The sequence below is a fragment of the Bifidobacterium sp. ESL0784 genome, assembly GCF_029433295.1.
GTDB lineage: Bacteria > Actinomycetota > Actinomycetes > Actinomycetales > Bifidobacteriaceae > Bifidobacterium.
In genome coordinates this window covers 383,528-409,098 of the sequence record NZ_JAQTHV010000003.1, presented here as the reverse complement: position 1 = coordinate 409,098, position 25,571 = coordinate 383,528, and the positions used below count along the sequence as shown (strand labels likewise).

General features: G+C 55.6%; 22 protein-coding genes and 1 pseudogene. 14 read left to right on the top strand and 9 right to left on the bottom strand.

The window, feature by feature from the left end:
* Positions 1 to 84: 84 nt before the first annotated feature.
* The 3 genes from PT279_RS06185 to PT279_RS06175 form a co-directional block, all read right to left on the bottom strand.
* Positions 85 to 1,077 (bottom strand): GNAT family N-acetyltransferase, encoded by a 993-nt coding sequence (locus tag PT279_RS06185; RefSeq protein ID WP_277166518.1) that lies wholly within the window; start codon positions 1,075 to 1,077, stop codon positions 85 to 87.
* Positions 1,078 to 1,167: 90 nt separating this feature from the next.
* On the bottom strand, positions 1,168 to 2,721 hold the full coding sequence (locus PT279_RS06180; RefSeq protein WP_277166517.1) for a UDP-N-acetylmuramoyl-L-alanyl-D-glutamate--2,6-diaminopimelate ligase: 1,554 nt from the start codon (positions 2,719 to 2,721) through the stop codon (positions 1,168 to 1,170).
* Between the two features lie 225 nt (positions 2,722 to 2,946).
* Positions 2,947 to 3,711, bottom strand: a complete 765-nt coding sequence (locus PT279_RS06175; RefSeq protein ID WP_277166516.1) for an exonuclease domain-containing protein — start codon at positions 3,709 to 3,711, stop codon at positions 2,947 to 2,949.
* A 315-nt stretch (positions 3,712 to 4,026) separates the two neighbouring features.
* On the opposite strand from PT279_RS06175, the gene PT279_RS06170 reads away from it, so the two are divergent.
* Together PT279_RS06170 and PT279_RS06165 are read left to right on the top strand one after the other, a co-directional pair.
* On the top strand, positions 4,027 to 4,716 hold the full coding sequence (locus PT279_RS06170; RefSeq protein WP_348519376.1) for a sigma-70 family RNA polymerase sigma factor: 690 nt from the start codon (positions 4,027 to 4,029) through the stop codon (positions 4,714 to 4,716).
* Positions 4,717 to 4,805: 89 nt separating this feature from the next.
* Entirely contained in the window at positions 4,806 to 5,099 is a 294-nt protein-coding gene (locus PT279_RS06165) for a hypothetical protein (RefSeq protein WP_277166515.1), read from the top strand.
* A gap of 545 nt (positions 5,100 to 5,644) precedes the next feature.
* On the opposite strand, the gene PT279_RS06160 is transcribed toward PT279_RS06165, so the two are convergent.
* The 5 genes from PT279_RS06160 to PT279_RS06140 all read right to left on the bottom strand — a co-directional run bounded on the left by PT279_RS06160 (position 5,645) and on the right by PT279_RS06140 (position 10,199).
* A complete protein-coding gene (locus PT279_RS06160) occupies positions 5,645 to 6,595 on the bottom strand; it encodes an aldose 1-epimerase family protein (RefSeq protein WP_277166514.1) in 951 nt (316 codons plus the stop codon).
* 250 nt (positions 6,596 to 6,845) lie between these two features.
* A complete protein-coding gene (gene ybaK, locus PT279_RS06155) occupies positions 6,846 to 7,355 on the bottom strand; it encodes a Cys-tRNA(Pro) deacylase (RefSeq protein ID WP_277166513.1) in 510 nt (169 codons plus the stop codon).
* Between the two features lie 320 nt (positions 7,356 to 7,675).
* Positions 7,676 to 8,731: a type I glyceraldehyde-3-phosphate dehydrogenase gene (gap, locus tag PT279_RS06150; protein WP_277166512.1), complete on the bottom strand. Its 1,056-nt coding sequence runs from the start codon at positions 8,729 to 8,731 to the stop codon at positions 7,676 to 7,678.
* Between the two features lie 71 nt (positions 8,732 to 8,802).
* Positions 8,803 to 9,174: an arsenate reductase family protein gene (locus PT279_RS06145; protein ID WP_348519375.1), complete on the bottom strand. Its 372-nt coding sequence runs from the start codon at positions 9,172 to 9,174 to the stop codon at positions 8,803 to 8,805.
* Positions 9,175 to 9,353: 179 nt separating this feature from the next.
* Positions 9,354 to 10,199 (bottom strand): thiamine diphosphokinase, encoded by an 846-nt coding sequence (locus PT279_RS06140; RefSeq protein WP_277166510.1) that lies wholly within the window; start codon positions 10,197 to 10,199, stop codon positions 9,354 to 9,356.
* A 121-nt stretch (positions 10,200 to 10,320) separates the two neighbouring features.
* On the opposite strand from PT279_RS06140, the gene PT279_RS06135 reads away from it, so the two are divergent.
* Positions 10,321 to 10,827, top strand: a complete 507-nt coding sequence (locus tag PT279_RS06135; protein ID WP_277166509.1) for a GNAT family N-acetyltransferase — start codon at positions 10,321 to 10,323, stop codon at positions 10,825 to 10,827.
* A 68-nt stretch (positions 10,828 to 10,895) separates the two neighbouring features.
* Here the strand turns inward: PT279_RS06135 and PT279_RS06130 are convergent, their stop codons facing one another.
* The gene (locus PT279_RS06130) at positions 10,896 to 11,960 is read right to left on the bottom strand and encodes a 2,3-butanediol dehydrogenase (RefSeq protein WP_277166508.1); all 1,065 of its coding nucleotides are present in this window, start codon (positions 11,958 to 11,960) and stop codon (positions 10,896 to 10,898) included.
* 336 nt (positions 11,961 to 12,296) lie between these two features.
* Between PT279_RS06130 and infC the strand changes: the two are divergent.
* The 11 genes and pseudogenes from infC to PT279_RS06075 form a co-directional block, all read left to right on the top strand.
* Positions 12,297 to 12,959: pseudogene (infC, locus tag PT279_RS06125) on the top strand (translation initiation factor IF-3); the annotation flags it as partial.
* A gap of 343 nt (positions 12,960 to 13,302) precedes the next feature.
* Positions 13,303 to 13,497: a 50S ribosomal protein L35 gene (gene rpmI, locus PT279_RS06120; RefSeq protein WP_277151572.1), complete on the top strand. Its 195-nt coding sequence runs from the start codon at positions 13,303 to 13,305 to the stop codon at positions 13,495 to 13,497.
* 55 nt (positions 13,498 to 13,552) lie between these two features.
* On the top strand, positions 13,553 to 13,936 hold the full coding sequence (rplT, locus tag PT279_RS06115) for a 50S ribosomal protein L20 (protein ID WP_277141910.1): 384 nt from the start codon (positions 13,553 to 13,555) through the stop codon (positions 13,934 to 13,936).
* A 219-nt stretch (positions 13,937 to 14,155) separates the two neighbouring features.
* A complete protein-coding gene (locus PT279_RS06110) occupies positions 14,156 to 15,214 on the top strand; it encodes a class C sortase (RefSeq protein WP_277166507.1) in 1,059 nt (352 codons plus the stop codon).
* Between the two features lie 227 nt (positions 15,215 to 15,441).
* A complete protein-coding gene (locus PT279_RS06105) occupies positions 15,442 to 18,105 on the top strand; it encodes an LPXTG cell wall anchor domain-containing protein (protein ID WP_277166506.1) in 2,664 nt (887 codons plus the stop codon).
* Between the two features lie 171 nt (positions 18,106 to 18,276).
* Complete coding sequence (locus PT279_RS06100) at positions 18,277 to 20,253, top strand: isopeptide-forming domain-containing fimbrial protein (RefSeq protein ID WP_277166505.1); 1,977 nt, start codon at positions 18,277 to 18,279, stop codon at positions 20,251 to 20,253.
* Positions 20,254 to 20,383: 130 nt separating this feature from the next.
* The gene (gene xerD, locus PT279_RS06095; RefSeq protein WP_277166504.1) at positions 20,384 to 21,304 is read left to right on the top strand and encodes a site-specific tyrosine recombinase XerD; all 921 of its coding nucleotides are present in this window, start codon (positions 20,384 to 20,386) and stop codon (positions 21,302 to 21,304) included.
* A gap of 475 nt (positions 21,305 to 21,779) precedes the next feature.
* Entirely contained in the window at positions 21,780 to 22,619 is an 840-nt protein-coding gene (locus tag PT279_RS06090) for an AAA family ATPase (RefSeq protein ID WP_277166615.1), read from the top strand.
* 76 nt (positions 22,620 to 22,695) lie between these two features.
* Positions 22,696 to 23,625 carry a segregation/condensation protein A gene (locus PT279_RS06085; RefSeq protein ID WP_277166503.1) on the top strand — a complete coding sequence of 310 codons (930 nt, stop codon included), beginning with the start codon at positions 22,696 to 22,698 and terminating at the stop codon, positions 23,623 to 23,625.
* Positions 23,626 to 23,906: 281 nt separating this feature from the next.
* Entirely contained in the window at positions 23,907 to 24,566 is a 660-nt protein-coding gene (gene scpB, locus PT279_RS06080) for an SMC-Scp complex subunit ScpB (RefSeq protein WP_277166614.1), read from the top strand.
* Positions 24,567 to 24,700: 134 nt separating this feature from the next.
* Positions 24,701 to 25,519, top strand: a complete 819-nt coding sequence (locus PT279_RS06075; protein ID WP_277166502.1) for an NUDIX hydrolase — start codon at positions 24,701 to 24,703, stop codon at positions 25,517 to 25,519.
* The last annotated feature ends 52 nt before the right edge of the window (positions 25,520 to 25,571 follow it).

Sequence of the window (25,571 nt, the reverse complement as noted above, 5' to 3'; positions counted from 1 at the left end):
TTCAGGAATCGAATAGTCAATGGGCTATAAACAAATCAGTTTTCAACTATCCGGCTAATTGGCTGGTTCCACAATTCTGCAACTTTATAGCTTGTTTTTAAGCTTTTTCGCCGCCTTGAGTGTCTTGTAGAAAGTCTTTTTGATCGGCACGTCGCGGGCGGGTGCAACCGGGGTGATGTCTTCGGTGAACTTGCACTTGAACTCGTTCAGCCCCATCAGACTCGGCGCGAAATCGCTGCCGATGCCCATTAAGTCGTAGTCGGTGATACCTTGCGAACTCAAGATGCAGCATTCCTGATAGAGCAGTTTGTCGGTGACATGTAGACGCATCACATCGTTACGCATCGCGGCGTAGTAGCGCACGGCGCGCGTTCCGTTGACGGTGACGATTGACCAAGCCACCACGCGCCCGGCGATACGTGCGGCGAACACGCGGCAATGGTCGGCCCCCAACGCTTCTATCATGTCGGAATAATCGGTGATGGGAGCCGGGGCAAAACCGTCACGTTTTCCGGTTTCCACCATCACGTCGTAATATTCGCGGAAATCGGCGATGGCTTCTTTCGTCTCGTCGGCCACATCGGCGGGGCACTCTCGCAGCGCTTTGCGCACGTCACGACGGCCGCGCTTTTTCATTCGCGTGATAATGGCGTCATCCCCGCCGGTGACATCGATGATGACGGTCTGGTTATACGGAATCGTCGAAAGCACCCGCGTGGTGCCGCCGGTGTACCAAGTGTCAATGCGTAGAAAAGCGACCTTCTTATCGACGCGCTGCACCTCGGAGACGATGGCATCGATGGTCTCGCGTTCCAGCTTTTCGTCTGGTTTGGCAATCCAGGCCGGTCCGTGAACGGCGCGCAGATAGTGATAGCCGTGCGTTTCCATATCGGTAAATCCGATGAACGCCACGGTCTTGCCGTCCTGAAGGATTTTGTAGGAGCCCCATGGCGTGCGTCCGGGGATGTCCGCCTGGAACTTGGCCCATATGCCGGTCTGCTCGATCGGCAATGTGACGCCGGCCTCACTTGCGTCCTGCTCCATCTGAGGGTATTCGGTTTTTTCTAAGCTGATCATGCTTTCCTTTATCGTTTCGCTTCCGCTCGCTGAATCAAGTGTACGTCTATGCGCGCGCCCGAAGGCTGTATCCGAAATCTTTCACAGGGCTTACGAGAACAGCCGGGTGACGATATGGGTATCGCCTTCGTAGGAGGCGTGTTTGCCGTCGACCTTGAGCCATTGTTCCTCGCCTTTGCCGACAATCAGGATGACGTCGAAACCATCATGGGCCTGAGCCTCAGCAATCGCTGTCTCGACGGCCTTCTGACGGTCGACAATGATGGTGGAGTTCACATTGGGGTCGTTGACGGCAGCCCGCATCGTTTCGCAGATATCCTCGGCGCGTTCCCTGTCAGGGTCGTCGGTGGTGATGATGATGCGATCGACACGGTGCTGCGCGGCATCGATGATCTCCTGCCTGCGATCGACGGCCTTGCCGCCCGCTGAGCCACTGACCAAGGTGATGCGTGGTTTTTCGGCGCCATAACGTTCCATCGTGAAATCGATCAGCGCGGAAACGCTGGCGAAATTGTGGGCGTAATCGACGATGGCGATGTTCGGGCCATGTGCGTCCTTGAACTGTTCCATGCGCCCAGAGATTCGCACGTTTTCAAGGGCATGTGCAACTTTTTTATCGGCCAAATCAATGCCGGCAAGCTGGGCGATGGTCAGCGCGGCGGCCGCGTTGGCATAGTTGAAGTCGCCATCCATACGCAATTTATAGGTATCCGCGGTAGCCGTGCCCGCAACCTCGATATGGAAGGCCGTACGATCTTTATCGGCGGGCCAGGCGATGGTGTCGGCCGCGGTGCCGCTGTCGCGTCCGTCCGTATGTAGTGCAAAAGTCGTCACGGGAACGTTCGCCGCCGCCGCGTCCTCTTTTATAAGATCGGCGTGATCGCAGTCCGCGCCGAGCACCAGCGTTTTGCTGTTCGCGGTGATTTGCCGTTTGCAATACAGGTAATCCTCGAAGGTGGGGTGCTCGATGGGGCTGATATGGTCGGGGGAGATATTCAGAAACGCCCCAACGTCGAAGGTAAGCCCGTAGACGCGGTGGACCTTGTAGGCCTGCGAGGAGACTTCCATCACCAAGTAACGCATCCCGTTATCAAGGGCTTCGCGCATCATCCGGAAGGCATCCATCGATTCCGGCGTGGTCAGAGCGGAAGCCTTGTAGGTATGTCCGTCAAGGCAATTGTCAACCGACGAGAACAGTGCGGCCTTGCCGTCGCTGGCGGCGTTCAGGATCGCCTGAGCGAAGTAGGCGGTGGTCGTCTTTCCCTTGGTTCCGGTGATGCCGATAACCGTGAGCTCGTCCTGCGGCCTTTCGTAGAATTCGGCGGAAAGCAGGCTCATCGCCTTGCGTATGTCGCTTACGATTATGCCAATGGCACCGCATTCGGCGCTGAAATCGGTTTCCGCGACGTAGGTTTTGAGCCCGCGTTCGTCGCAGCCGTCAAGATAATCCGCCTTGAAATGGCCTTTGCAGCACAGCAGCGTTCCGTCGCGCACCTCTCGTGTGTCATACGTAATGGAGGTAAAGGCATCCTCGGATCCAACGAAACGAGCAGGGTTGCGCGACCACGTTTTGCCTTGGATGATTTCCCGTAAAAGACCATGCTTTTCAAGCAATTCAACCGCAGTTGCCAGAGTCAGAGCCATATCAGAACCTTTCTTGCCGTCCACAAGGTTAACGCATTGCGCCAGCCAAAATAAGAGATACCTGCCACAATCGAATGGAACTTACACATCGAGGTGAACCCGTCGCCGTTTGCGCGAAACCGGATATGTATGATTCCGCGGGATCATCAAGACAAATCAGCCGCTTGCCGCTGCGAAGCCTCTTATCGATTCTTTACTGGCGCTTCAACACTGTTACATGGCCGTTTACAGCCAGTTGTCGGTGATGGGCCGGCGACCGCGCGACTCTATCCACTTGTTGAACGAATCCTTCCACTTCTTGTGTGCCTTGCGCTGCCAGTCCATGAGATCGCCGAGCTTCAAGTTGCCGACCTGCGGATACAGCGTCGACATCGGCTTGATCAGATCGACGGCCGCAGTGGTGTCAGCGGTGGCGTCGTGGAAGTCGCCGTGCGGCTCGATGCCGTAATATTCGGTAGTGTAGGTCAGCGTCCGCTTGCCGTGACGGTGCGAGATTTCGCGGTCGATGACCAACGGGTCGACCACCAAAAGCTCGTCCGGCAGTGCCTGAAGCTTCCAACGCTTGAGGTCACCGGAGAGCATCCGCACGTCAAAAGGCGCGTTATAGGCCAGCAGCGGGATGCTCTTGGCCTGGGCCGCGGTGACGATACTGCCGATGGCAGCGATGGCATCGCCGGGTTCCGCGCCGTTGGCCTCGAGGAATTCATCGGTGAACCCGTTGACGCGGCTGGCGCCTTCGCAGATGTGCCGGTGCGGATTGACCACCCATTCCGCCACTACATCGCCAAGGTAGCCTTTCGCCGGATCTCGCAGAACCAGTGAGGCGGAAACGATGGCGTCACTGGAACCGGTTCCTGTGGTTTCGGTGTCGAAACCAAGCAACCAGGCCTCGCCGAGCGTCGTGTCGTCGTCTTGCTGCGGGGCCTGAGCTATGGCATCGAGCAGGATTGCCGCGTTGTCCGGGTCGGGATTGTTTTTCATTGTTGTCATAACCATATTGTGCGTTTCGATTCCGACATTGTATTGCATTTTTTTGAGAGTGACATTCGAAGATTCAGGATGTTTTCATTCCATGCAAATCTGGGCATATCGATGGATTCCGGATCAAGCTTCGATATGAGACCATGTCGAAAAAACCGTTTGTCGGCAACGAAAATGTCTTGATATATTCCTGTAAATGCGCGTGTCGGACGAAGCATGGCAAGCGTTTAGAATAGTAGTGTGACGCAAACCGACCAGGCACAGCCCAAGCAGCAAGAGCACGAGACGACCGCTCAGAAGCGAGCGCGTTTCGAGGCTTTGGCGATGCCTGCTGTCGACGCGCTCTACCGTCAGGCGATGAAGCTGACGAACAACACGGAGGACGCCCAGGATCTGGTGCAGGATGCCTACGAACGCGCGTTCAAGGCCTTCGACAGTTTCCGTCCCGGCAGCAATTTCGAGGCGTGGATGACCACCATCGAGCGCAACGCCTATTTCAACCAGTATGCCAAGGCCAAGCGTCGCCCCCAGCGTGCCAACGATTCGACGGGGGAGTATGACGATTGGGATATTTACTCCGCTTCCGACCACTCATCGGAAGGGTTGAAATCCGCTGAACAGGAGTACTTGGACGGGTTCGCTCCGGCGGAAATCATGCAGGCGTTGGATTCGCTTTCACCTGAACGCCGGCAGGTCTTTATCGACACCGCCATCGATGGCAAATCCTACAAGCAGGTCGCCAAGGAGCAGGGTATCAAGATCGGCACGGTGATGAGCCGGCTCAACCGCGCGCGCTCGCAGCTTAAAGACGAGCTCACTGAATATGCGAAGCAGCGTGGTTATGGCAAGGGCACTGCCGCTGAAACTGAAACGTCAACCCAAAAGACGGAACCGCCAAAGTCGCCGAAAACAACCAAAAAGGCAGAACTTGCTAAGTCGACGGAAAAGGTGAAACCTGCGAAACTCCAAAATCGTGGGGATTCGGCCAAGGCGGCTGAAAAGGCCGAAAAGTAGACAAAACCCGCGTCTTCACTATCCGCGAACCCCAAAACGGCCAAAATGAGTAATAATAGTCAATTAGATGTCACGAAAGGAGAACGACGATGGACGGACGAATCGAGCGTACCAGCCGAGTGGTGGTGAGAAGCCAGCATTCCGATGGTTTCACGCGTACCGACATCGAAATCTCCCGCTATGATTCCAGCAATCGCGTCCCCGATGACGAGTGCTTCAACCCCGAATCCTGCTGTGATGCCCGTGAAAAGGCGTTGATCGCCGAGTTGCGTGAACTGTTGCGCCCGGCCTCCGCCCCGCAATGCCTGATTGCCAAGCTCGAAGCGACGCTTGACCGCTGTTGCCTCGAGGAATCCTGCGGCGGTGAAGTCGCGTCCGCATAGCCGTTCGGTTTGTCAAAATTCGTTTCCAGCCACGCTTTGATGTGTGGCTTTTTTGATGTGTTGATCTATACCGGTTACACCTTGACCTCTGGAAATGTTGACAGTGACGTCGGTATTGATGCTTGTTGATTGGCGCTGATAATGGGAGACAGGCGCTGGCAGCGTCGCCGTTGCCGCGAATGTGCAGCCGGCTTGGTATATGAAAAATGCCTCGCTTGTTGCGAGGCATTCGTCATTTTTACGTACCTAACGGAACTCAGGCATTTGGCCTTTTGCCGTGGTTGGCCGCCTTTTTGCGGCGTGCCTTACGCTTACGTCCGCGCATTCCCATGATGGACTCCTTTACATTAATGAATAAGCCTTAGGTATTATCGCACGTTGTTGCGACTTCGCATGGGGTTTACTGCTAGTTTCAAGTCAGTTCCGCTAGTTTTCGTATACTTTGAACTCCTAAAACATACGAAAACTAGCAGGATTGACCGGTTACTCGCAGTTCTCAGATTGGCGTGAGTCGCAAGCAACTATCAAGCGAGCCGGAGAATGGTTCAGCGCTGCTCGGCCTTGAAATAGAGGTTGGTGGAGCTGGTTTCGCCGGGACGTATGACAATCAGGTCCTTGCCGCTGTTGAATGCGTTGGCATAGGCCGTCTGCGGCTCGATGGCAACGCCGGCGGGGTGCGACTCGGGTGCGAAACCGGTGCCGGTGCACATCTGGAAGGAGGTGATGGTCTTGTCTCCGCCGACGCTCACGGTCAACCCATCGGGGCGTGTCAAGGTGGCGAAGGTGTTGCCGTCGGCATCGCGTTCGACGTCGGTCCACGCGTCATCATACGGTTGCTCGGTCAATGCGGTGGGCTGGCGCAGGTCGTATTTGCTGCTGACAGGTTCCGTGCCGCAGGGCAGCAGACGCTCATTGACGGTGACATGGGTGTGCGCCGGAATGGTGACCGAGCACTGTGCGTTCTGTCCGTCGATTTCGTCGCCGTAACCGCCGAATCCGTTGGCGATCCACGGGTGGATAGCCAGGGCCCACGGCGCGTTGACGCTGTCGTTGTTGGTCGCAGACAGCGTGAGCTTAAGCCCGTCGTCGCTGACGCTGAACGTTGCACGAACCAGCAGGTCGAAGGGGTAGCCTTTCATGTTGCCGGTGCGCCAGGTAAGAGTCACGCGGTCCTCTTCGAGGTTTTCAAGGTTCCAGAAGGCTCGGTAGCCGTAGCCGTGGATGGCATTGTGCTTCTCGTGCTCATCGATGGGCAGCTTATAGGTCTTGCCTTCGAAGGTGTAGACGCCATCCTCGATGCGGTTGGGGAAGGGGACGAGCAGCTCGCCGTTGGTGCAGGGCACCGGCTTGTCCGCGTCCCATGAGGCGATCATGTCTTTGCCGCGGTAGGTGAGTTTGCGCAGTGTGGCGCCGAGCTGCGTGACCACAGCCGCGTAGTCCCCATGTGAAATGGTGAATTGCTGGCCCGAGCGTGGGGGCAGAACCGATGAAGTCATGTCAACTCCTGTGTAGAAACGTATTTTTTACCATTCACTATTCTAATGCGTCACCCTGCTTAATTTGCATCCAACGTTTGCATGCGATTTTGCCAAAGTTAGAGTTCTTGGTGCGCGAAGGGACTCGAAATAGCGCAATTGGTCCACATCTTTCGATAAAACGGTTCTCTTGGCGCATCAAGAGAACCGTTTTATAAGAGAATCATGCTCAGGTTAAAGTTTCCTTGAGTTTCCGACTTCGATGGCTGCTTTACCAAGTGCCGATTTTGGCGATGGTCGCACCGAGTACTTTCACGAGGTCGTTTGGGTTCACTCCGACGCTGAAGCCGCGTTTGCCGCCGGAGACGATGATCTCGTCATATTGCATTGCACTTTCGTCGAGCACTGTCTTGTGCTTCGTACGCTGGCCGAGCGGGGAGATGCCGCCGACCACATAGCCGCTTTCGCGCTGTGCCGCCTTCGGGTCAGCCATGGCTGCCTTCTTGGCGCCGACAGCCGCCGCAAGATATTTCATATCGAGGTGTCCGCTTACGGGTACCACACCGATGACCCGTTCCTCACCGGTATCGGCCATAAGTGTCTTGAACGAGCGATGCGGATCGACGCCGAGCTTTTCCGCGCCTTCGAGCCCGTAACCCTCGTCCATGTGATCCGAGGAATGTTCGTACTCGTAGATTTTAAAGGGAATTCCGGCTTCGGTCAGTTCGCGCGTGGCTGGAGTGGAGGCCGTCCCTGCCGTTTTCCTGTGTTTCTTGCTCATGTCTTTAAGTTTTACCATTTCTGCGGCAGGCATGTGCAGCCATCGGCATTGCGTGACATTCCAGCCTCCGCCAATGGGAATTGCCACTAGCCTGTGAGTGATCCCGACATGAATGAGCCACCGTTGCTGGTTCAGTGGTGCGAATATGGCGTGACTTGATAATTGCTCCATAAAAGGGCCGATGCGCATGTCTCGGCGGCCCATTTATAAAAGGACCTGTGACATGATGAAGGGCCTCCGTCCCAATACTGGATGGAGGCCCTTCATCAATAAGCTACCTATTTAATATCTAACAGATACCTATGATTATCGCAACTTGCTCACTTGCTCAGTTCGGCGAAGTAGAGCAGGGTGCGGATCATGTTGCAGGTGAAGCCGTACTCGTTGTCGTAGAAGGCGACGGTGCGGGCCAGCGTGGTGCCGTCAATGGTGTTGACGTCGGTCTGCGTCGGGTCGAAGACGCCGCCGTGGGTGTCATCGATGATGTCGGAGGAGACGATGCTGTCAGCGTTGTAACCATAGGTCTCGTTGTTCTCGAAGGCCTTCTTGGCGGCTGTGTTGATGTCGTCGGCGGTAACGTCCTTGTCGAGCACAGTGAAGAGCTCGGTGATGGACCCATCCGGGACCTGCACGCGCTGTGCGTGACCTTGCAGCTTGCCTTGCACGGAAGGAACGACCTTGCCGATGGCCTTGGCGGCACCGGTGGAGTGTTCGATCGTGTTGACGGCGGCGGCGCGGTTGTTGCGCGGCTTGGAACCACGAGGGCCGTCGAGGATCATCTGGGTGCCGGTGTAGGCGTGGATGGTGGTCATGTAGCCGACCTTGATGCCGAAGTTGTCATCAAGCAGCTTGACGAGCGCCGCGAAGGAATTCGTGGTGCAGGAGCCGGCGGAGACGATGTTGTCGCTTGGCTTCAGAATGTCTTGGTTGACGCCGTAGACGACGGTCGGGGTGGTCTCGTCCTTCGCCGGAGCGGAGATGAGGACCTTCTTGGCGCCGGCGTCCAGGTGAGCCTGGCTCTTCTCGGCGGAGGTATAGAAGCCGGTGCACTCGAGCACGAACTCAACGCCATCGTTCTTGACCCACGGAATGTTGCGGGCGTCCTTCTCGGCATAGACCTTGTATTCCTTGCCATCGACGATGATCGCGTCATCTGTGGACTTCACGTCGACCGGGGTACCGTCATCGTGACGGAAAGTGCCGTGCGTGCTGTCATACTTCAAGAGGTAGGCGAGCATGGAAGGCGTGGTCAAATCGTTGATTGCTGCGACTTCGATGTCACCGGCCTCGCCACCGCGGGCCTGAAGTTCGAAAATGCGACGGAACGCAAGGCGGCCGATGCGGCCAAAACCGTTAATACCAATCTTTACTGTCATGTAATACTCCCTAAAGGAAACAGCTTGGGGACGCGGGCTAGCGTCCTTTGCCGTATATTTACCAACACTTGTTACTTTAACTGGTCTTCTGTACTAGACAGGGCGTTTTTCCATGTTTCTGGTCTAAAACCGACCAAAATTTTGTTAGCGTTCACAATGATTGGGCGCTTGACCAGCATGCCATTGGTTGCAAGGAGTTTCAGCTGCTCGTCCTCGCTCATTTCGGGCAGTTTGGTCTTGAGCTTCATTTCGCGATAGGGCATGCCCGAAGTGTTGAAGAAGCGCTTCAATGGCAGGCCGCTCGCCTTCCACCAGCGCTTGAGTTCCATGGCGGTGGGGTTGTCGCCTTTGATGTCGCGTTCGGTGAAATCGATGTCGTTTTCATCGAGCCACTTGCGGGCCTTGGCGCAGGTGGAGCAATGGCTGTAGCAGACAAAGAGCACCTTACCGCCCTGCTGGGCTGGATCGGGTTTTTCAGTTGTGGAATTCGAGCTGGTTTTTGCGTTGGTCATGATGGGTCCTTTCATTACGCCATTGCGTTGCTGATTTGATACTAGGACTTTTTGAAGGTTGAAATACGAAAAAATCCAATCGTGTGCTATCAGACAAACTCCGGTTTCGTTCACCGCGACTTATTGAGCAGCGTGGAGACCTGCGAAGCCAACGGTCCCAACGTTTCCGTGGCTTTGACATCGGTGCTGAACGTCGGCAAAGCGGCGACGAAGGGGAAGGTGACGATAAGCGTGCCGTCAGTCACGCTGATGGAGGCCGCGCGTCCGTCGAGCAGTTCGTTGCTCACTCCGAGCACGGTGTCGCTATGCATCGTGCCGTTCTTGAGCTCATATTTGAGTCCGGTTTCCGTGACCCCGCGCGAGATGTCGGCGTGAGAAAATACGGAAACCATGCGGTCTATGGTGTCGGCACCTGTATCGCAAGCCGTTCTTAAACCGCGAATGATGACATTTTGATTGTTAGGATCCGTTTTTACAATTTTGGCATTGGTCTTATTTGCTTTGCCGGCAGTGTGCAAGTCGTTGGCAGGGAAGTGGAGCGAGCCGTTGCAGATGGCGGTGACCACGCTATGCTCGCCATAGAGCAACCCACGTCCGCCATTATGGGCAAGTAGCGCGAGCATCTGGATATTGGCGATAGTGTGGTCGATCCGTCCGCCGAGGCCGCCATAAATACGAAAATCCCGGTAGCCCCGTGTCCATCCGGCTTTCAGCGCCGAAAGCATGTCCGGGTCGTCGTGTTCCGGCGGCAACGCTATGGTTTCTGCGCCTGCCGGAACCTGTACGTTCGCCGAATCAAAGTCCCCAATGACCAAGTCAACCCGAGCCCCCAACTCGCGCGCGTGATCAAGCCCCCCGTCCGCCGCAATAACGAAGCCATTTTCTGGAAGTGCGTCGCCGGACGGTTCATTGCCGTAATACGTTCCGGCGGCAAAGATGACACAAGTTTGAGACATACCGCAATTGTAGATTAACGGGTGCGCCGCACGACAATCGTGATTTTGGGGAAGCTTTGGATTTGTAAGGAACCACGACCATAATATGGTGCATATTCGAGTTCATCATCAAGGGGGATTTGTGGGCAGCCATTGCATCGTCGTTCGTCACATCACGCAGGCTGATTTCAAGGCTAAGGCCGAAGTGCATTCGCGTACTTGGCACGAGACCTATCAGGGTAAGTTGCCACAATGGCTGGTCGACAAGATCACTCCGGAATTCGCCCTCGGAGTCACTAGGCGCCATGATCCGGCGAACGTGTTCGTGGCGCTGATGGACGGCGAAGTGGTGGGTTACGCCGAGCTTGCCAATCCCGCCCGCGAGCCCAGCGATTATCCCGATACTGCGGAACTGGCCGCGATTTATGTCCTGAACCGTTGCCAAGGTCTTGGCATTGGGCGCAGGTTGGCGCAGGCGGTGTTCGATACCTTGCCTACCAAGCGTGTGGTGCTGTGGGTGTTTGAATCCAACGAAAAGGCGCAAGGATTTTATCGCCATATGGGTTTCCATCCCACCGGCAAGACCCAGACAGAGGATAACGGTGCTAACCCGGAGCTCGAGTTCGCCAATTTCGATACGGCGTCGTGAAAACGGAAAGTGGCAGGCAACCCCAACTTGGCTGCCTGCCACTTCTCATTACTGTTGACTAAAGGCGATTACATCTGGACGATGATCTTGACATGGTGTTCGGCATCGTTGCGCAGGGCTTTGAAACCTTTCTCCACGATGTCATCGACCTTGATTCGGTCAGTGATGAACTGCGAGAGATCGATGTGCTTGTCGCGTACCAGTTTGATAACGGGCTCATGGTCATGGGCGTAGCCAATGGAAGCGCCGACGAGCTTTTCCGGCATGATGAGCTCAGGAAGCACGTTGAACGTGACGGGCTTGGCATGCAACGCCACGATTTCCAGCCTTCCCTCAGGACGCAGGGCGGAAAGCAGCTGGTGAACCACAATTTCGGAGCCGGCCGCATCGAACGCGATATCCGCGCCGGCGCCGTTGGTCTCTTCGTGCACCCGTTTGCCGAGATCTTCCTTGCTGGGGTCGATGACGATGTCCGCAGACTTGGAGCTCAATGCTTTTTCCTTACGAGCCCCAGAAAGCTCGGAGACGATAACGCGGACGCCCTTGGCTTTGAGCACGGTGCCAATCAGTAGACCGATGGGGCCGGCGCCGCCGACTACGGCGGTCTGTCCAGGCTGGGGGTTGGTGCGGCGCACCGCATGATAGGCCACCGACATGGGCTCGATAAGTGCAGCTTGGTCAAGCGGCAGATCTCCGATGGGGTGTACCCAGCGGGACTCGACCACGATATGCTCGCTCAGACCGCCGCCACCGCCGTTGACTCCGATGAAACCCATCTTTTCGCAGGCGTTGTAATTGCCGGACTTGCAGGCGTAGCATTTGCCGCAAACCATAAGCGGTTCGACGACGACGTGGTCGCCGACCTTGACGGTGGTGTCGACGTCATCTGCGATTTCCTCGACAACGCCTGAGAATTCATGGCCGAAACCTGTGGGGAGTTTCTCGCCGGAAAGCGGGTGTGCGACGCCAGGGGTGATGCCGCCGCTTTCAGGACCATCAAAGTAAAGATGCAGATCCGATCCGCAGATGCCGGTGTAAGCCGGTTTGATCTTGATGGTTCCCGGTTTCAGCTCCGGTTCCGCAATATCGTCAATCTGAATATGTTCTTTGCCGTAATAACGTACAGCTCTCATGCCTTCTCCTTTTAAAATGTGATTGAAATCACATCTATGATAAGTCATTGATGTCGATGTACCGGTTCGGGAATGTTCTGGATTGTCTGCAGGCAGGGTATACTAAGACAGGCTTGAGAAATCAAGAAAGTGGGTGCGCCCCACCTGGAAGCTTTTCGTAGCTTCGGGTTCAAAACATTTCCTACGTTTAGGTAGGGAATCGAAAGCTTGGCATTCGCCGTGGCTTTCTGCTGCGTCGGTTATTCTGACGCCTGCGTTTTGAATCTTTGCCGCGATTAATGCCGAAAGTGTTTCGGTAAAGGTTTCCGTTGTCAGCGCGTCCAAGAGCAGCAAGGATTGGAGTTCATCATCAGCGCAGAACCACGCATTAACGACGAGATACGCGTTTCCAAGGTACGCCTGATCGGCCCGAACAGCGAGCAGGTCGGGGTCATCGCGACCTCAGTCGCATTGAATCTGGCCAAGGAAGCGAATCTCGATTTGGTTGAGGTGGCGCCGAATGCGGATCCTCCGGTGGCCAAGCTCATCGACTATGGCAAGTACAAGTACAACGAGAAGATCAAGCAGCGCGAAGCGCGTCGCAACCAGAGTGCGGCCGAGATCAAGGAAATTCGTTTCCGTTTGAAGATCGACGAGCATGACTTCGAGGTCAAGAAGAGCCATGTCATCCGCTTCCTTCAGGGCGGCGACAAGGTCAAGGTCACCATCATGCTGCGTGGACGTGAGCAGTCTCGTCCGATCGGCGGTGTGGAGCTTCTGCAGCGTCTGGCCGATGAGGTTTCGGAATACGGCACCATCGAGTTTTACCCGAAGCATGAGGGACGCAACATCTTCATGACGTTGGCTCCCAAGGGCAAGAAGATTCATGCTAAGTCCGAGCAGCGTCGTCGCGGCGCCGACACCCGTGCCGACCGTCAGGCCCGCCAGAAGGCGAGGCTCGCGGCCAAGGAGAAGGAAAAGGCTCAGGAAGCCGGTCAGGCGAAGGCTGCGGTCAATGAAATCAAGTCAGCCGAATCGTCTGTTCCTGCAAAGCCTACGAAAACAGCCGAACCGAAGATTTCTACAAAGCCTTCCGTCAAAGCAACGCCCAAGGCAACTAAGGCCGAAGTACCTGCTAAGTCCGCTGCTGCCAAGCCTGCGAAGTCGGACAAGCCGGCAGCGCCCGCTTCCAAGAGCGCGAAGCCGAAGCCTGCAGCAGCAGCCAAGCCCGCAAAACCAGCTAAGCCGGCGCCAAGGGCGAAGAAGTAACAACAAATTTTTGTGTCGGCTGATTCAAACGTCGGCAGACACAGGGCATCGAAGACTGAATTCGATAACCTTGAAGATAAATAGGAGGGCAGCAATGCCGAAGATGAAAACCAATTCCGCCGCGAAAAAGCGCGTCCGCGTCACCGGTACGGGCAAGCTCATGCAGGCTGGCACCTCGATGCGCCACAACCTTGAGCACAAGTCCGCGCGCAAGCGCCGCAACCTCTCCCGCGACCAGGTGCTGGCCACGTCGCAGAGCAAGAACATGCGAAAGCTGCTCGGCCGCTGAAATCGGCTTGGTTTATAGGGTTTAAGTAAGTTTATAGAAAGCTAGAGGAAACAATATGGCACGTGTCAAGCGCGCAGTGAACGCTCATAAGAAGCGTCGCGTCGTTCTCAAGAGGGCTTCGGGCTACCGTGGCCAGCGCTCCCGTTCGTATCGTCGTGCGAAAGAGCAGCTGCTCCATTCATTTAACTACAACTTCCGCGACCGCAAGGCGCGTAAGGGTGACTTCCGCAAGCTGTGGATCCAGCGTATCAACGCCGCCGTCCGTGCTCAGGGCATCACCTACAACCGCTTTATGCAGGGTCTGAAGCTCGCGGGCATCGAACTCGACCGCCGCGCGCTTGCCGAGCTCGCCGTTTCCGATCCGGACACCTTCAAGACCATCGTCGACAAGGCCAAGGCCGCGCTGCCCAAGGACGTCAACGCTCCGGTGGCTGCCTGAGTATTTCTCAAGCGATATCTTTCAAGCCCTGCATTTTTAGATGTGGGGCTTGTTTGTTTGTTTGTGTATTCATCCCAAAGCAGTGATAATCTCATGCAAAGATATATGACATGATGAAATCAGATCGATGTCGATTGTCTGTGGCTTGGGTTGCCGCATTTGTTTGATTAGGGCAAGTACTGGGCATTGTATGACCCCTCAGAGGAGGGTGTGGAGATCATGGGCGAATTGAATCCAACTGATGGCAGCGGCAGAGGTGCTGGTTACGTGTCCAATCCAGACGGCGGCATTGCAAATACCGACATCTCGAATGACGCCATTGCTGATCGCGACATTTCCTTCGAGGATGTGCTCAGGCATGGCAAAGTTCGCTATCATGTTATTCGCCGTAAACGCAAGGTCATCAACGCTCTCAAGACATTGATGGCGCTGTGCGTGGTTGCGGCGGTGGCGTTGGCATTGTGGCTGCCCACGAACCAGTACATCAACTCCCGCGAGCAGGAGCGGCAAGCCGTCGCCGCCATGAACCGGGTCAAAAAATGGCCGCAGGGCCGCGTTGCCCAAGAACTTAACAAGGCCAGACAATACAATGCCGGCATCGCCGCCGGCAGCCAGTCATTCGGCGAGTATACCGACCCCTTTGCTTCCGGTTCGGCGGGTAAGAAAGACAAGAACAAAGTCGTCACTCGTTCCGAACGCGACACGGTCTATCAGGGACTGCTCAACAGCGGAGGAGGCGTGATGGGCATGGTACGGATTCCCAAAATCTCCTTGAAGCTGCCGATCTACCATGGCACTTCGGATAAGGTACTCGACAAAGGTGCCGGCCATCTTTACGGCACCAGCTTGCCGGTTGGCGGGAAGTCGACGAACGCCGTGATTACCGGCCATACTGGGCGGCCTTATGAGCTGTTGTTCACTCGACTTGACGAGCTCAAAAAAGGTGATGTCATCTATATCAACACGCTCGACCACACCTTCGGTTATCAGATTACGTCCATATACGTCGTGTTACCCGATGACACGCGCTATTACAAAGTCGTTCCCGGCAAAGACATCCTCACGTTGATGACCTGTACACCGTATGGCGTCAATTCGCACAGGTTGGTGATCACTGCCGAGCGGCGTCCGATTCCCAAGGACATCCCATACCCTGACGACGCATCTGGCGACGGAGTGCTTGCAGGGGGTTGCTCGGCCTTGGCGATTCTTTCTTTGGGGATAATTATCAATGTAATTCGCCACCGGCGTAAATGGCCTGTACGTCATTGCAAGTGATTTTCTTTTGATGTGATGCAATGTTTGATGTGATGCAATAGCGAGATTTGAGACATTCTATCAAAACCTTATATATGCGCCTGAATTGGTTAAAAAACCAAGTAAATCAAAGATAAAAAGTCGCTTTATTTCCTTTGTGATTCTCCGTTGTACCAATTTGTTATACAATAGTTATTGATTAGATATATTAATCAACGGATGTTTTAGTAGTGCCGAAGGTGGCAACTATGTTACGTAATGGTGATAAAAACAGCAGGCTGGCGACTTCCCTGTGTGCATTCCTGCTCGCTGTTTTGCTTGTCGTGGCGCAGGGCGTGGTCTGCTCTTTCGGTTCCGTTTCCTCGAAAAGCATCGCGAATGCCGCTGAGGTATCGACGCAGGATGTTCCGCAGACCAGCAAGCCGAAGCTGACCAAGATGCTGGCCGACAACCAGCATATCGTGCTCAACAACTATTATATTTTGCCCCTCACGCCTACACGTGAACAGATGCGTGCCGATTTTGTTGTTCGTGTGCGTCATGGCCAAGTCAATGTCAAGGCGACGAATTGGTCGAATATGGCTTGGCAATGTTCCGACGGAACGTATCACATCGGTCAAAGTTGCGGCATGATCATCCGATATGCCTACAACATGAACCTGCTGCTAAGTGGTGCCATCAACACACTTGATTACAAGAACACGATGTCAGGTAAAACCGGCGCCATGAACTGGGCGGCCAATCAGGACGATTGCTTCACCATCCACAGCGTGCTGACGGCAGGGAATTATGATTATCTCACCATCTCGGTGACCTGCGCCCTTGATGTGACGGGGCTAACGACCAGTGCATATGACGTAGGAGGCTCGGAGCTCAACCAGTTTCTATGGGTTGAGGTGCCGACGGTGGCTTTGAATTCCATCCCACCTAATTATGGCGGACTTTATCCCGTGTTGGCCACAGAGCAACTGGGTGTCGACACCGACTATATGACCAATGTTCTCGCAGATTATCCGGCCTATATTTATCAGGATACGTTATGCGGCGATAATTCCGATGGACAGGGATGCAACGGACCGCGTGCCATGGTCGGTTGGAACAATAAACCGGCTTTGTGGAGCAACGGACAGGCCAATTGGGGGTTGGTCACCGATTTTGGTTTGACGGCCAACAGCACCAATTACAATCCCGGCGTCGCGCCACCCACATCGTTCTTCGTCAAATGGTTCAATCGTGCATCGGCCTCATCGCCATGTTCCAACACGTCTTCCTATTATTTCCAATGGATTGGCTTGAAAGACGGCCAATGGGTGCCGGTAACCGATTTGACACCGCATGCCCAGTTGGTCTCCCAGTCGGCGATCAACGGCGAACGGATTCAAGAGGCCGCAAATGATAATACCGGATTCGCGTTTAACAACAATAACTCCTCCTTGCATTTGCGTTCAATGCAAGGTTCCGGGGGCGGATTGAGCATCGCGCAGAACGCGGACGGATCTATCGATTTTGCGAGGGCCAGGGCTGATCAGGGTCTTGACGGCTATTTCAAGCTGGTTACGTGGCCTGTTACCAATCCTGGTGACACCAGATGCACGGCATCCACTATCTCTTCTTCTCCGTGGACTCAGAAATTCAGTCCACGCGATATCTTCAACCCGGTGCTTAGCCAGTTGCAGAATAATGAAGATCCCGGAATCTCGACTTCTATGACCCAGACCGAAATCGCCACGTTGGTCAACAAGGCTTGGGTGATCGATACGGTCTTCAACAAGTACGGTCTGCCGGTCCGCCCGCCGGTCATCACCGCGCCTGCCGAAAATGCGTATGCCGGCCTGCATCCGACAATCAATGGCACCGGCGAGCCGGGGGCCACCATCAACCTCTATGCCGAGAAAGACGGCAATCTTATCGATCCGAACAATCCCAATGATCCTGATAAGGCGGGCCGTCTGGTAGGAACGACGACCGTGGACGGAAGCGGCAACTGGTCGATCGTCGATACGGGCAACACCAAGGTCACGGGTTCTCAGCGCTATCATGCCACGCAGACCGCGACGAGGGATTCGGAAGATATCACTTCGGAGTTCTCCAACATCCGTACGGTTCAGTTCGCGGTACCGAGTACCGCGCCGCCGGTGACAACAATTGACGTGCCGCATACGACCAATCCGAATGGTGGCGTGCTACTGGGGACCGATAGAGTTGTCATCCACGGTACGGCGAGCCCGAACTCGCCCGGCGAGACGTTGAAGGTCTATGTCAGGCATGCGTCCGACCCGCCGATGAGTGAAGGCGATATTATCAGCGGCTGCACGCAGGTCCTTACCAATGCTGGATCGCAGAATTGGTCGTGTGAGGTGGTTCCGTCGTTCTTCACCAGCGAGTTGGCCCAGGGCGAGGACTATGTGTTCGTCGCAAAGCTGGTCAACACTACGGGAGGCGTGGATTCTGGCTTCTCCGCAGACAAGGAACAGATTGTCGATATGACAGCGCCTTTTGTTGCCTTCGATGCTTTACAACCCTTGAACACGATCAGCGGTACCGCATATCTCGATGCAGCCCATACGGTTCCAGCCAACGGGGCGACGATTCATATCCATTGGCCTGACAATTCTGAGGATACGGCGACCGTTCAGGCGGGTGGCACCTGGTCGTTCTCTGTACCGTCGGGCATGACATCTGGTCAGGTCAGAGTGTACGGCATCGATCCGCAAACCAACGAGTCCGATTGGATTGTTCATGAGCTTGAATTGTCCGCGCCGGTCTACTCGTTGCCGTTGACCGGCGATCACAGCAAGCTGGTGTTGATCATCGCCGGAATTATCGCGGCGTTGCTGGCGATTGGAGCCGGTGTCTACGCGGTGATCGATAGAAAAATGAGGTTTGGAAAGGCGGCGGCCGATGATCCCTAAATTGGTGAGTTGCCGGGCGGCGTCAGCGTTGACGCTGATGTCGCTCCCGCCGCCCGGGGCGTCCGGCCGCTGCAGGTCGAGGAGGTATAGCGGCTGAATAAACAGTTGATTGCCGGACATAATCAATATCAATATTTGAAAAACGAAATTTCACAGAGAAAGTGAACCATCATGAATATCAGTAAAGGATTGAGACGCGGCGTTGGCGGTGTTGTCGCCGCTGCGGCCCTCTTGGCGTTGGCGATGGTGCCTGCGGGCACCGCGTTGGCGGATACCAACATTCCCATTGATCAGAACGCCAATACGACGTTGAAGATCAAGAGCAAAGGTTCCCGGCTGCGTGGACATTACTTCACCGCAATGCGCATCGGTGCCTATGGCAATGCGCAGACCCCGACCGTCGGTGGCGGGAAATTGTCCTCGGTTGGTGTGGATTCCAGCCAGGTCGATGCCGGCGGTGTGCCGGCTAACGAGCAGATCATGCAGGCCATGAAGGACGCCTATACAACCACCAGCACCAGCGGCTCTTTGCCTTCCGGTTATAGCAACAACCCTGTTGGCGCGGTTGCGGTTACGTGGCTTGGCTTCCCCTCGTCTATCACACCTCCTTCCGGAGAGACGGCAGATACCACCTCGAATTCGAGCTCGGCGGCTTGGAGTGGCAGCCTTCGTAAGTTCGTCACTACGTTGACAAAGAATACGAATTTCAAGAACCGTCTTGCCGATGCCACACATGGTCACGAAGTGCAGGCTTCGACTACAGTGCTTGATGATGATGACACCACAGTTGAATTCAATGTCAAACAGGGTATCTACATCATCGTCGACACCACCGCCAACCACGGCACGGTGAGTTCCACCGCCATTCCGGTATCAATTCCTATGCTGGCAAGCACGGCAGTGGTTGACACCGCAAGCACTCCGAATGTCTACGATGCCTTCTCCACAAGTCCGTTGGTCAAGCTCGGTGAGGTCAGTGTGAAGAACGACCCGCTGATCGTAAAGAAGAAGATGATTGACCCGACCACTGGTAATGCTGCCGTCGGTGACACATTGACTTATATGATCGTTGCCAAGGTCCCATTGACCACAGGGTTCAGTCACTATACCTACGTGGTCCAGGATGATCCTTCTGCAGGTTTGACCTATCAGGGAGTAACCAGCATCAAGTTTTCCACTGATGCCAATTTTACGGATACCGGGATTGAGCATACATTGACCGGTTCTGATTATACGGTGTCTGGCGGTGCCTCTTCCGGAGCCCCGGTGGAGTTTAACTTCTCCGGTAGTATCATCAATTTCACGCAAGGCACCCCTTCATATTACAATGACTATATCAAGATCACCTATACGATGAAGATCGATGACAGCGCACGTGAAGGTACCCAGTTGCAGAACGGTGTGTCGTTGACCCATTCCAACGATCCGGGCAATCCGCCAACTGGCGACGGCGGAACTCCTGGAGACGGTACGACTACTACTATCGACAACAGCGGTGACCCGACCGGCACCGTCAAGACATATATGTACGGCTTCAGTCTTGCCGATGTCGACAAGAACAACCATGCGACGTATTTGACCGGTGGTGAATTCCAGATCAAGCAGGGTGCCACGGTGATCAAGTTCAAGAAGTTGGGTGATGGAACGTATCAGAAGGCTGCGGACCAAACGGCTACTGCCGATAACGTTACCGTATTCGATACGTTGACTCCTGCTCTTGGCAGTGGTGGTGGAACCTATGACCTGGCTATCGGCAGGATGCGGTTCACAGGCCTTGCAGAAGGAACCTACACTGTTGTGCAGAACACGGTGCCGGTACCGTATTCGGCTCTGGGCAAATCGACCTTCACCGTCACGGTTTCGACCGATACGGCTACCACTTCCGTTCCTACTCCAACCGCTGAGACACCTGCGTACTCCAACTCCCATGATGGATGGGACCTGGTTGCTGAGAATAACTGGAACCCGACAACTGATCCTAATCATTACATCCTTGTGCAGGAGATTAACTCCTTCTCGCAGCTGCCTATGACCGGCGGCGCTGGTGCGATTGTGGTCGGCCTCGTTGTCATCGTCCTGCTTGGCGGCGCTGGAGCGCTCTTCTTCATCACTCGCCGTGGCGAGAAGTCCCTGAGTAAGGAAGTCTGATGTTCTAGCTTTCTCATCCGAGAAAAACCTGTGCAGCTCATACGCCGTCGCAAACGGTGTGTGGGCTGTGCGGGTTTTCTTGCTGAAAGCGGCAATCGCAAAAGTCGCCTAATGAAGTGAAAATGGAACCATGAACGGAACGGACGCACTGCTTGGCCAGTTTCTGGCGCATATCGACGTGGAGCGCGGGCTGGCGAAATCCACGGTGAAGGCGTACGCGGCCGATATCCGCAAGTATCTTGGGTGGCTGGAAGGCCGGAATATCAAGGATTTAGCGAGTGTTACCACCCATGACGTCGAGGCGTATGTCGCTGCGCTCGACAAGGCGGGGGAAAGCGGGCGCAGCAAGGCGCGGCGGCTCGCCAGTGTCCATGAGTTCCACAAGTTCGCGTTGACACAGGGAGTGGTGACCGACGACGTTTCCGCGCGGGTCAAGGCGCCGAAAGCAAACGGGCATCTGCCGGACGTGCTGAGCGTCGACGAGGTCACGCGGTTGCTCGACGCCGCTTCCATGGGCGGCAGCGACGACCCGGTGGTGTTGCGCGACAAGGCGTTGTTGGAGTTCATGTATGCTACCGGCTGCCGCGTTTCCGAAGCCGTTGACGCCGATCTGAACGACGTCGACACCAACGAGCGGGTAGTCGTGCTTACCGGTAAAGGCTCGAAACAACGGTTGGTGCCGTTGGGAGAGTATGCGATCAAAGCGCTGCAACGCTACGTTTCGCTGGGACGGCCGCAACTCGAGGCCAAGGCCAAAGGAGGCAGGGAGCGGCGCGCGATCTTCCTCAACAAACGCGGCCGGCGGATTTCGAGGCAATCGGTATGGGAAGTCGTCAAAGCGGCGGGAGAGCGCGCGCATATCGACAAGCCGCTGCATCCGCACACCCTTCGCCATTCCTTCGCCACTCACCTGATTCAGGGCGGCGCCGACGTGCGCACTGTTCAGGAGCTTCTTGGGCACGCCTCGGTGACCACCACGCAGATCTACACCCACGTCAGCCCCGAAACCCTCATCGAAACCTATCTGATCGCCCATCCACGTGCGCGGTGATGCGATGAAAATCAGGATTTTAGCATCAGAATCCTGATTTTGAGCGTATGTTCGTTGAAGCTGCGATGAAACTCACAATTAGGGGGCGATTTTGCTGATTTTCCGCGCATGTTGGACGAGACTGCAGAAGGCAGAGAGGAGTCGGGTTGTTGGCATGTGAACGGATTATGATGACTATCAGTATTGCGTAGCGAAGAGGCGGGAGAGTGTGATGGCAAGGAAAAGTGCGAAGTCACGCGGAACCAATGGCAGGAATACAAGTAAGAACACTGGCAAAAACCGTGTCAAAAGACCGAACGGCGTTAGCTCGCAAAAGCCCAAGAGCCAATACCGTGACGGCGGATTCAGTAAGGAGCGGTGGCTCGGTGAGGAGCAGCCGAAACGCGTGGTGCAGGGCAAGCTTGCGATTCCGGGAACGATTTCTGTGAAACCGCTAGATGAAAGCGTGAACAGGCCTGTTGCTAGCATGAATGACATGCCTACCGATCTTCTTGGACGTAATTATGAGACTTTTCCTGCGCCGAAATCGCTTGACCATCACGGTCCGGCGCGCATCATCGCGATGTGCAACCAGAAGGGCGGGGTCGGCAAGACGACCAGTTCCATCAACATCGGCGGGGCGCTGAGCCAATACGGCAGGCGTGTGCTTATTGTCGACTTCGATCCGCAGGGGGCCGCCAGCGTGGGCCTCGGCATCAATGCAAACACCGTGGATGCTACCATTTACAACGCGTTGTTTGATTCGTCGCTTGACGTGCATGACGTGGTGCAGCACACCGATTTCGAGAACCTTGACATCATTCCGGCCAATATCGACCTTTCCGCTGCCGAAGTGCAGCTCGTCACCGAGGTCGGTCGCGAGCGCATTCTTGCCAGCGTTTTGGAAGGTGTGCGTGACGAATACGATGTCATTATCATCGACTGCCAGCCTTCACTGGGCCTGTTGACCGTCAATGCGCTCGCCGCAGCCGATGGTGTGATCATCCCCGTCGCCGCCGAGTTCTTCGCCTTGCGTGGCGTGGCGCTGCTGATGCAATCCATCGAGAAAGTGCGCTCGCGTATCAATCCTCAGCTTGAGGTCTACGGCGTTCTGGTGACGATGTACACCTCGACGCTGCATTGCGAGGAAGTGCTGCAACGCATCTACGAGGCCTTCCAGGACAAGGTCTTCCATTCGGTGATTTCCCGTTCCATCAAACTGCCGGATTCCAACGTCGCCGCGGCTCCGATCACCATCTACGCGCCAAATCACAAGACGGCCAAGGAATATCGCGAAACCGCACGTGAGCTCATCGCCCGTGGCATCGTGGATTGAGAGATTTCGGTTTCGTCGATAATAAAGATTTCGTGGTTTCTGAATACTTTCAAGTCAGTCGTGCAAGTGAGGTGTCATGAGCGAGGATGAGTTTGAGATTCCCGTTGATGACGCGACTTTGAAACCGAATCTTTCAGATAATGCTGGGATTCCGAATGGTGCAGATGTCTTAGGCGGTACCGAGATCAAGGAGCCACAAAAGTCCGGAGGAAAAGGCTTTTCGGTCAATCTCTCCATTTATTCTGGACCGTTCGACGCGCTGCTGACGATGATCGCCAACCGCAAGCTCGAGCTTACGGAGGTCTCGCTTTCCGCCATCACCGAAGAATTCATCGAATACGTGCGCGGACTTGACATGGCCCGCGACATGGAGCAGGTCAGCGCTTTTCTTGATGTCGCCTCCGTTTTGGTGGAGGCCAAAAGCGCCGCGATTCTGCCCGGTGACGAGAACGGCGAACGCGACGAGCAAAGTATGGAAGCCCTGCGCGAGCGGGATCTGCTTTTCGCGCGTCTTGTGCAATATCGTGCATTCAAAAGTGCCGCCAACGATTTCCGTGAGCTTTTTGCCGCCAATTCCGGCCGTTTCCCGCACCCTGCCTTCACCGATCCTGCCATTTCCGCGATGCTTCCTGAATTGGCTTGGACGCTTGCACCGGAGGATTTGGCGAAAATCGCCGCCGAAGTATTTTTGAACGCACCGGCCGACGAGGTGCGCCTCGATCAGCTGCACGTCTCGCAGGTCGATCTGAAACAGCAATCGCAGGTGGTTCGAGATCGGTTGCGAGGACTTGGCGACGGGGAATCGATGACCTTCGGCCAGCTGACGGCCGATGCCAAGAGCACGTTGGTGGTCGTCGCCAGGTTTTTGGCCATTCTGCTCTTCTTCAAGCAAGGAGTATTACAATATAAGCAGGCCGGTCCGTTCGAGGATTTGCATTTACGATGGATACCAGGTGCCGATAACGGGGACGACGCCGTGGAAGTGAACGAGGGTGATTTCGCATGAGCGAGACCAATGATATGGCCGAGAACGGCGTGGAATCGACAGGCGGGAATGGATTCGTTGAATCCGCTGTGGGGATTGATATGGAAGATTTGAATATTTTTGAAGCCGATGATGAATCAGGTGATGATGCCCAAAGCGAAACCGTGAACGAGGCGGGTGACACCGAGCAAAAAAGCCATGAAAACTCTGACCGGGGCAATGATTTGAAGACTTACAGGTCCGGCGAAAGTAATGACGCTTCGGCATTAGGCCCAGATGAGCCCTCCACTCGACCCGAATACGTGGACTTTTCCGTCGAGGATTTTCCCGGCGGCTTGGAGTCCTGTCTTGAGGCGATTCTGATGGTGGCCGACCAGCCGCAGCAGGCGGGGGATATGGCCCGTGTGCTGGCGGTCGACGAAGGCGAAGTCACGGCGGCGCTTGAGTCGATGCAGCGTGAATATGACGGTGACGAGTCCCGGAACCTTGCCCCTCGCGGCTTCGAGTTGCGGCACACCGCGCGCGGTTGGCAATATGGCAACCGTGCGGTCTTCGAGCCGGTGGTCTCCGCTTTCGTCACCGACGGGCAGATGGCCCGGCTTTCGCAGGCGGCGCTTGAGGCGCTTGCCATCGTCGCCTACAAGCAGCCGATCACCCGCGCCCAGATCGCGGCCATTCGTGGTGTCAATTCCGATGGGGTGGTGCGTGCGTTGAATGTGCGAGGTCTTATCCGGGAGGAGGGCGCCGACCCTGATTCCCGTGCGGCGCTTTTGGTCACCACGGGCCTTTTCCTCGAGAAAATGGGTCTTGAGTCTCTTGATCAGCTCCCGGAACTCGCACCGTTCATGCCGAAGGCCAGCGATGTGGTCAGCCAGGCCGAAAAAGCGGATACCGACGCCTCGGTTGCTGCCGCTTCCGCCATTCAGGGCGAAACCGAGACCGTGTCCGGCTTTGCGAGCTGAAATTGCGATATCGGCATGCGGCTTCTTCGATTCGGGAAATCCATGACTCGCAGTAAAACGATGTGGCACACTTGGTAATCTTGATTTGGTAATGTTGGCTGAAGAAATCGGACATAGCGAAGGAGCGTATCGACATGTGGCAGGGCAATGTGACGGAACGCAAGGCAGGCCCGCCCGAGGTCGGGGTTTCCGTCATTATTTTCGCCTTGGCGCATTCTCATGACGGCGATGACGGCAAAGCCGAACGCGACGAATTATGGATACCGTTGGTACGTCGTGTTCGTGAACCGTTCAAAGGGATGTGGGCGCTTCCCGGCGGTGATTTGCTGGCCGGTAAGTCGCTGGAATGGTCGGCATACGTCGCGCTGGAATCGACCACGAATCTGCGTCCGCGCTATCTCGAGCAGCTCTACACTTTCGGTGATCCGCATCGTTCCGGCTCCGCCCTTCCCATGGTTTCCATCGTTTACTGGGCATTGATCGGCAGCGCTCAGGTCGATGACCTGCGTGACGGCGACAACGTGCAATGGTTCGCTGAATCCGCCTTGCCGTCTCTCGCCTTCGACCACGCCGACATCATCAAGTATGCCTTGGATCGTCTGCGTTCCAAAATGTCGTATCCCGACGTGGCTTCCAAGCTGGTCGGGCCGCGCTTCACCTTGCGCCGCCTTCACGACGTCTACGAGGCCATCGCCGGACGGACGTTCGACTTGGGTAATTTCCGTCGCAAAATGCTTGCTTCCGGCCAACTCGAAGAGACTGGGGAGAAGCTTGCCGAAGGCCGGCACAGGCCAGCAGCCGTCTATCGCTACATACCCGGGGTGGTGGCAGAAGACGATGAGGCATGGAAATCCTGGGACAAGCAGCCCAACCCCCAATCTGACCGATCGGGTATGGCGCTTGGCGGCTCCGAGTCCGGTGACGATGTGCTTTCTGCATTGACCACGGTTTGAGCATCTTGGCCGATTGACGTTTGCGACTTCAGCCGAGGCCGACGGAACTTAC

What these genes read in the sequence shown, in the direction of transcription:
- PT279_RS06185 (WP_277166518.1), bottom strand. Translation starts at nt 1,077, where the DNA reads ATGATCAGCTTAGAAAAAACCGAATACCCTCAGATGGAGCAGGACGCA.
- PT279_RS06180 (WP_277166517.1), bottom strand. Translation starts at nt 2,721, where the DNA reads ATGGCTCTGACTCTGGCAACTGCGGTTGAATTGCTTGAAAAGCATGGT.
- PT279_RS06175 (WP_277166516.1), bottom strand. Translation starts at nt 3,711, where the DNA reads ATGACAACAATGAAAAACAATCCCGACCCGGACAACGCGGCAATCCTG.
- PT279_RS06170 (WP_348519376.1), top strand. Translation starts at nt 4,027, where the DNA reads ATGCCTGCTGTCGACGCGCTCTACCGTCAGGCGATGAAGCTGACGAAC.
- PT279_RS06165 (WP_277166515.1), top strand. Translation starts at nt 4,806, where the DNA reads ATGGACGGACGAATCGAGCGTACCAGCCGAGTGGTGGTGAGAAGCCAG.
- PT279_RS06160 (WP_277166514.1), bottom strand. Translation starts at nt 6,595, where the DNA reads ATGACTTCATCGGTTCTGCCCCCACGCTCGGGCCAGCAATTCACCATT.
- ybaK (WP_277166513.1), bottom strand. Translation starts at nt 7,355, where the DNA reads ATGAGCAAGAAACACAGGAAAACGGCAGGGACGGCCTCCACTCCAGCC.
- gap (WP_277166512.1), bottom strand. Translation starts at nt 8,731, where the DNA reads ATGACAGTAAAGATTGGTATTAACGGTTTTGGCCGCATCGGCCGCCTT.
- PT279_RS06140 (WP_277166510.1), bottom strand. Translation starts at nt 10,199, where the DNA reads ATGTCTCAAACTTGTGTCATCTTTGCCGCCGGAACGTATTACGGCAAT.
- PT279_RS06130 (WP_277166508.1), bottom strand. Translation starts at nt 11,960, where the DNA reads ATGAGAGCTGTACGTTATTACGGCAAAGAACATATTCAGATTGACGAT.
- rpmI (WP_277151572.1), top strand. Translation starts at nt 13,303, where the DNA reads ATGCCGAAGATGAAAACCAATTCCGCCGCGAAAAAGCGCGTCCGCGTC.
- rplT (WP_277141910.1), top strand. Translation starts at nt 13,553, where the DNA reads ATGGCACGTGTCAAGCGCGCAGTGAACGCTCATAAGAAGCGTCGCGTC.
- PT279_RS06110 (WP_277166507.1), top strand. Translation starts at nt 14,156, where the DNA reads ATGGGCGAATTGAATCCAACTGATGGCAGCGGCAGAGGTGCTGGTTAC.
- PT279_RS06105 (WP_277166506.1), top strand. Translation starts at nt 15,442, where the DNA reads ATGTTACGTAATGGTGATAAAAACAGCAGGCTGGCGACTTCCCTGTGT.
- PT279_RS06100 (WP_277166505.1), top strand. Translation starts at nt 18,277, where the DNA reads ATGAATATCAGTAAAGGATTGAGACGCGGCGTTGGCGGTGTTGTCGCC.
- xerD (WP_277166504.1), top strand. Translation starts at nt 20,384, where the DNA reads ATGAACGGAACGGACGCACTGCTTGGCCAGTTTCTGGCGCATATCGAC.
- PT279_RS06090 (WP_277166615.1), top strand. Translation starts at nt 21,780, where the DNA reads ATGCCTACCGATCTTCTTGGACGTAATTATGAGACTTTTCCTGCGCCG.
- PT279_RS06085 (WP_277166503.1), top strand. Translation starts at nt 22,696, where the DNA reads ATGAGCGAGGATGAGTTTGAGATTCCCGTTGATGACGCGACTTTGAAA.
- PT279_RS06075 (WP_277166502.1), top strand. Translation starts at nt 24,701, where the DNA reads ATGTGGCAGGGCAATGTGACGGAACGCAAGGCAGGCCCGCCCGAGGTC.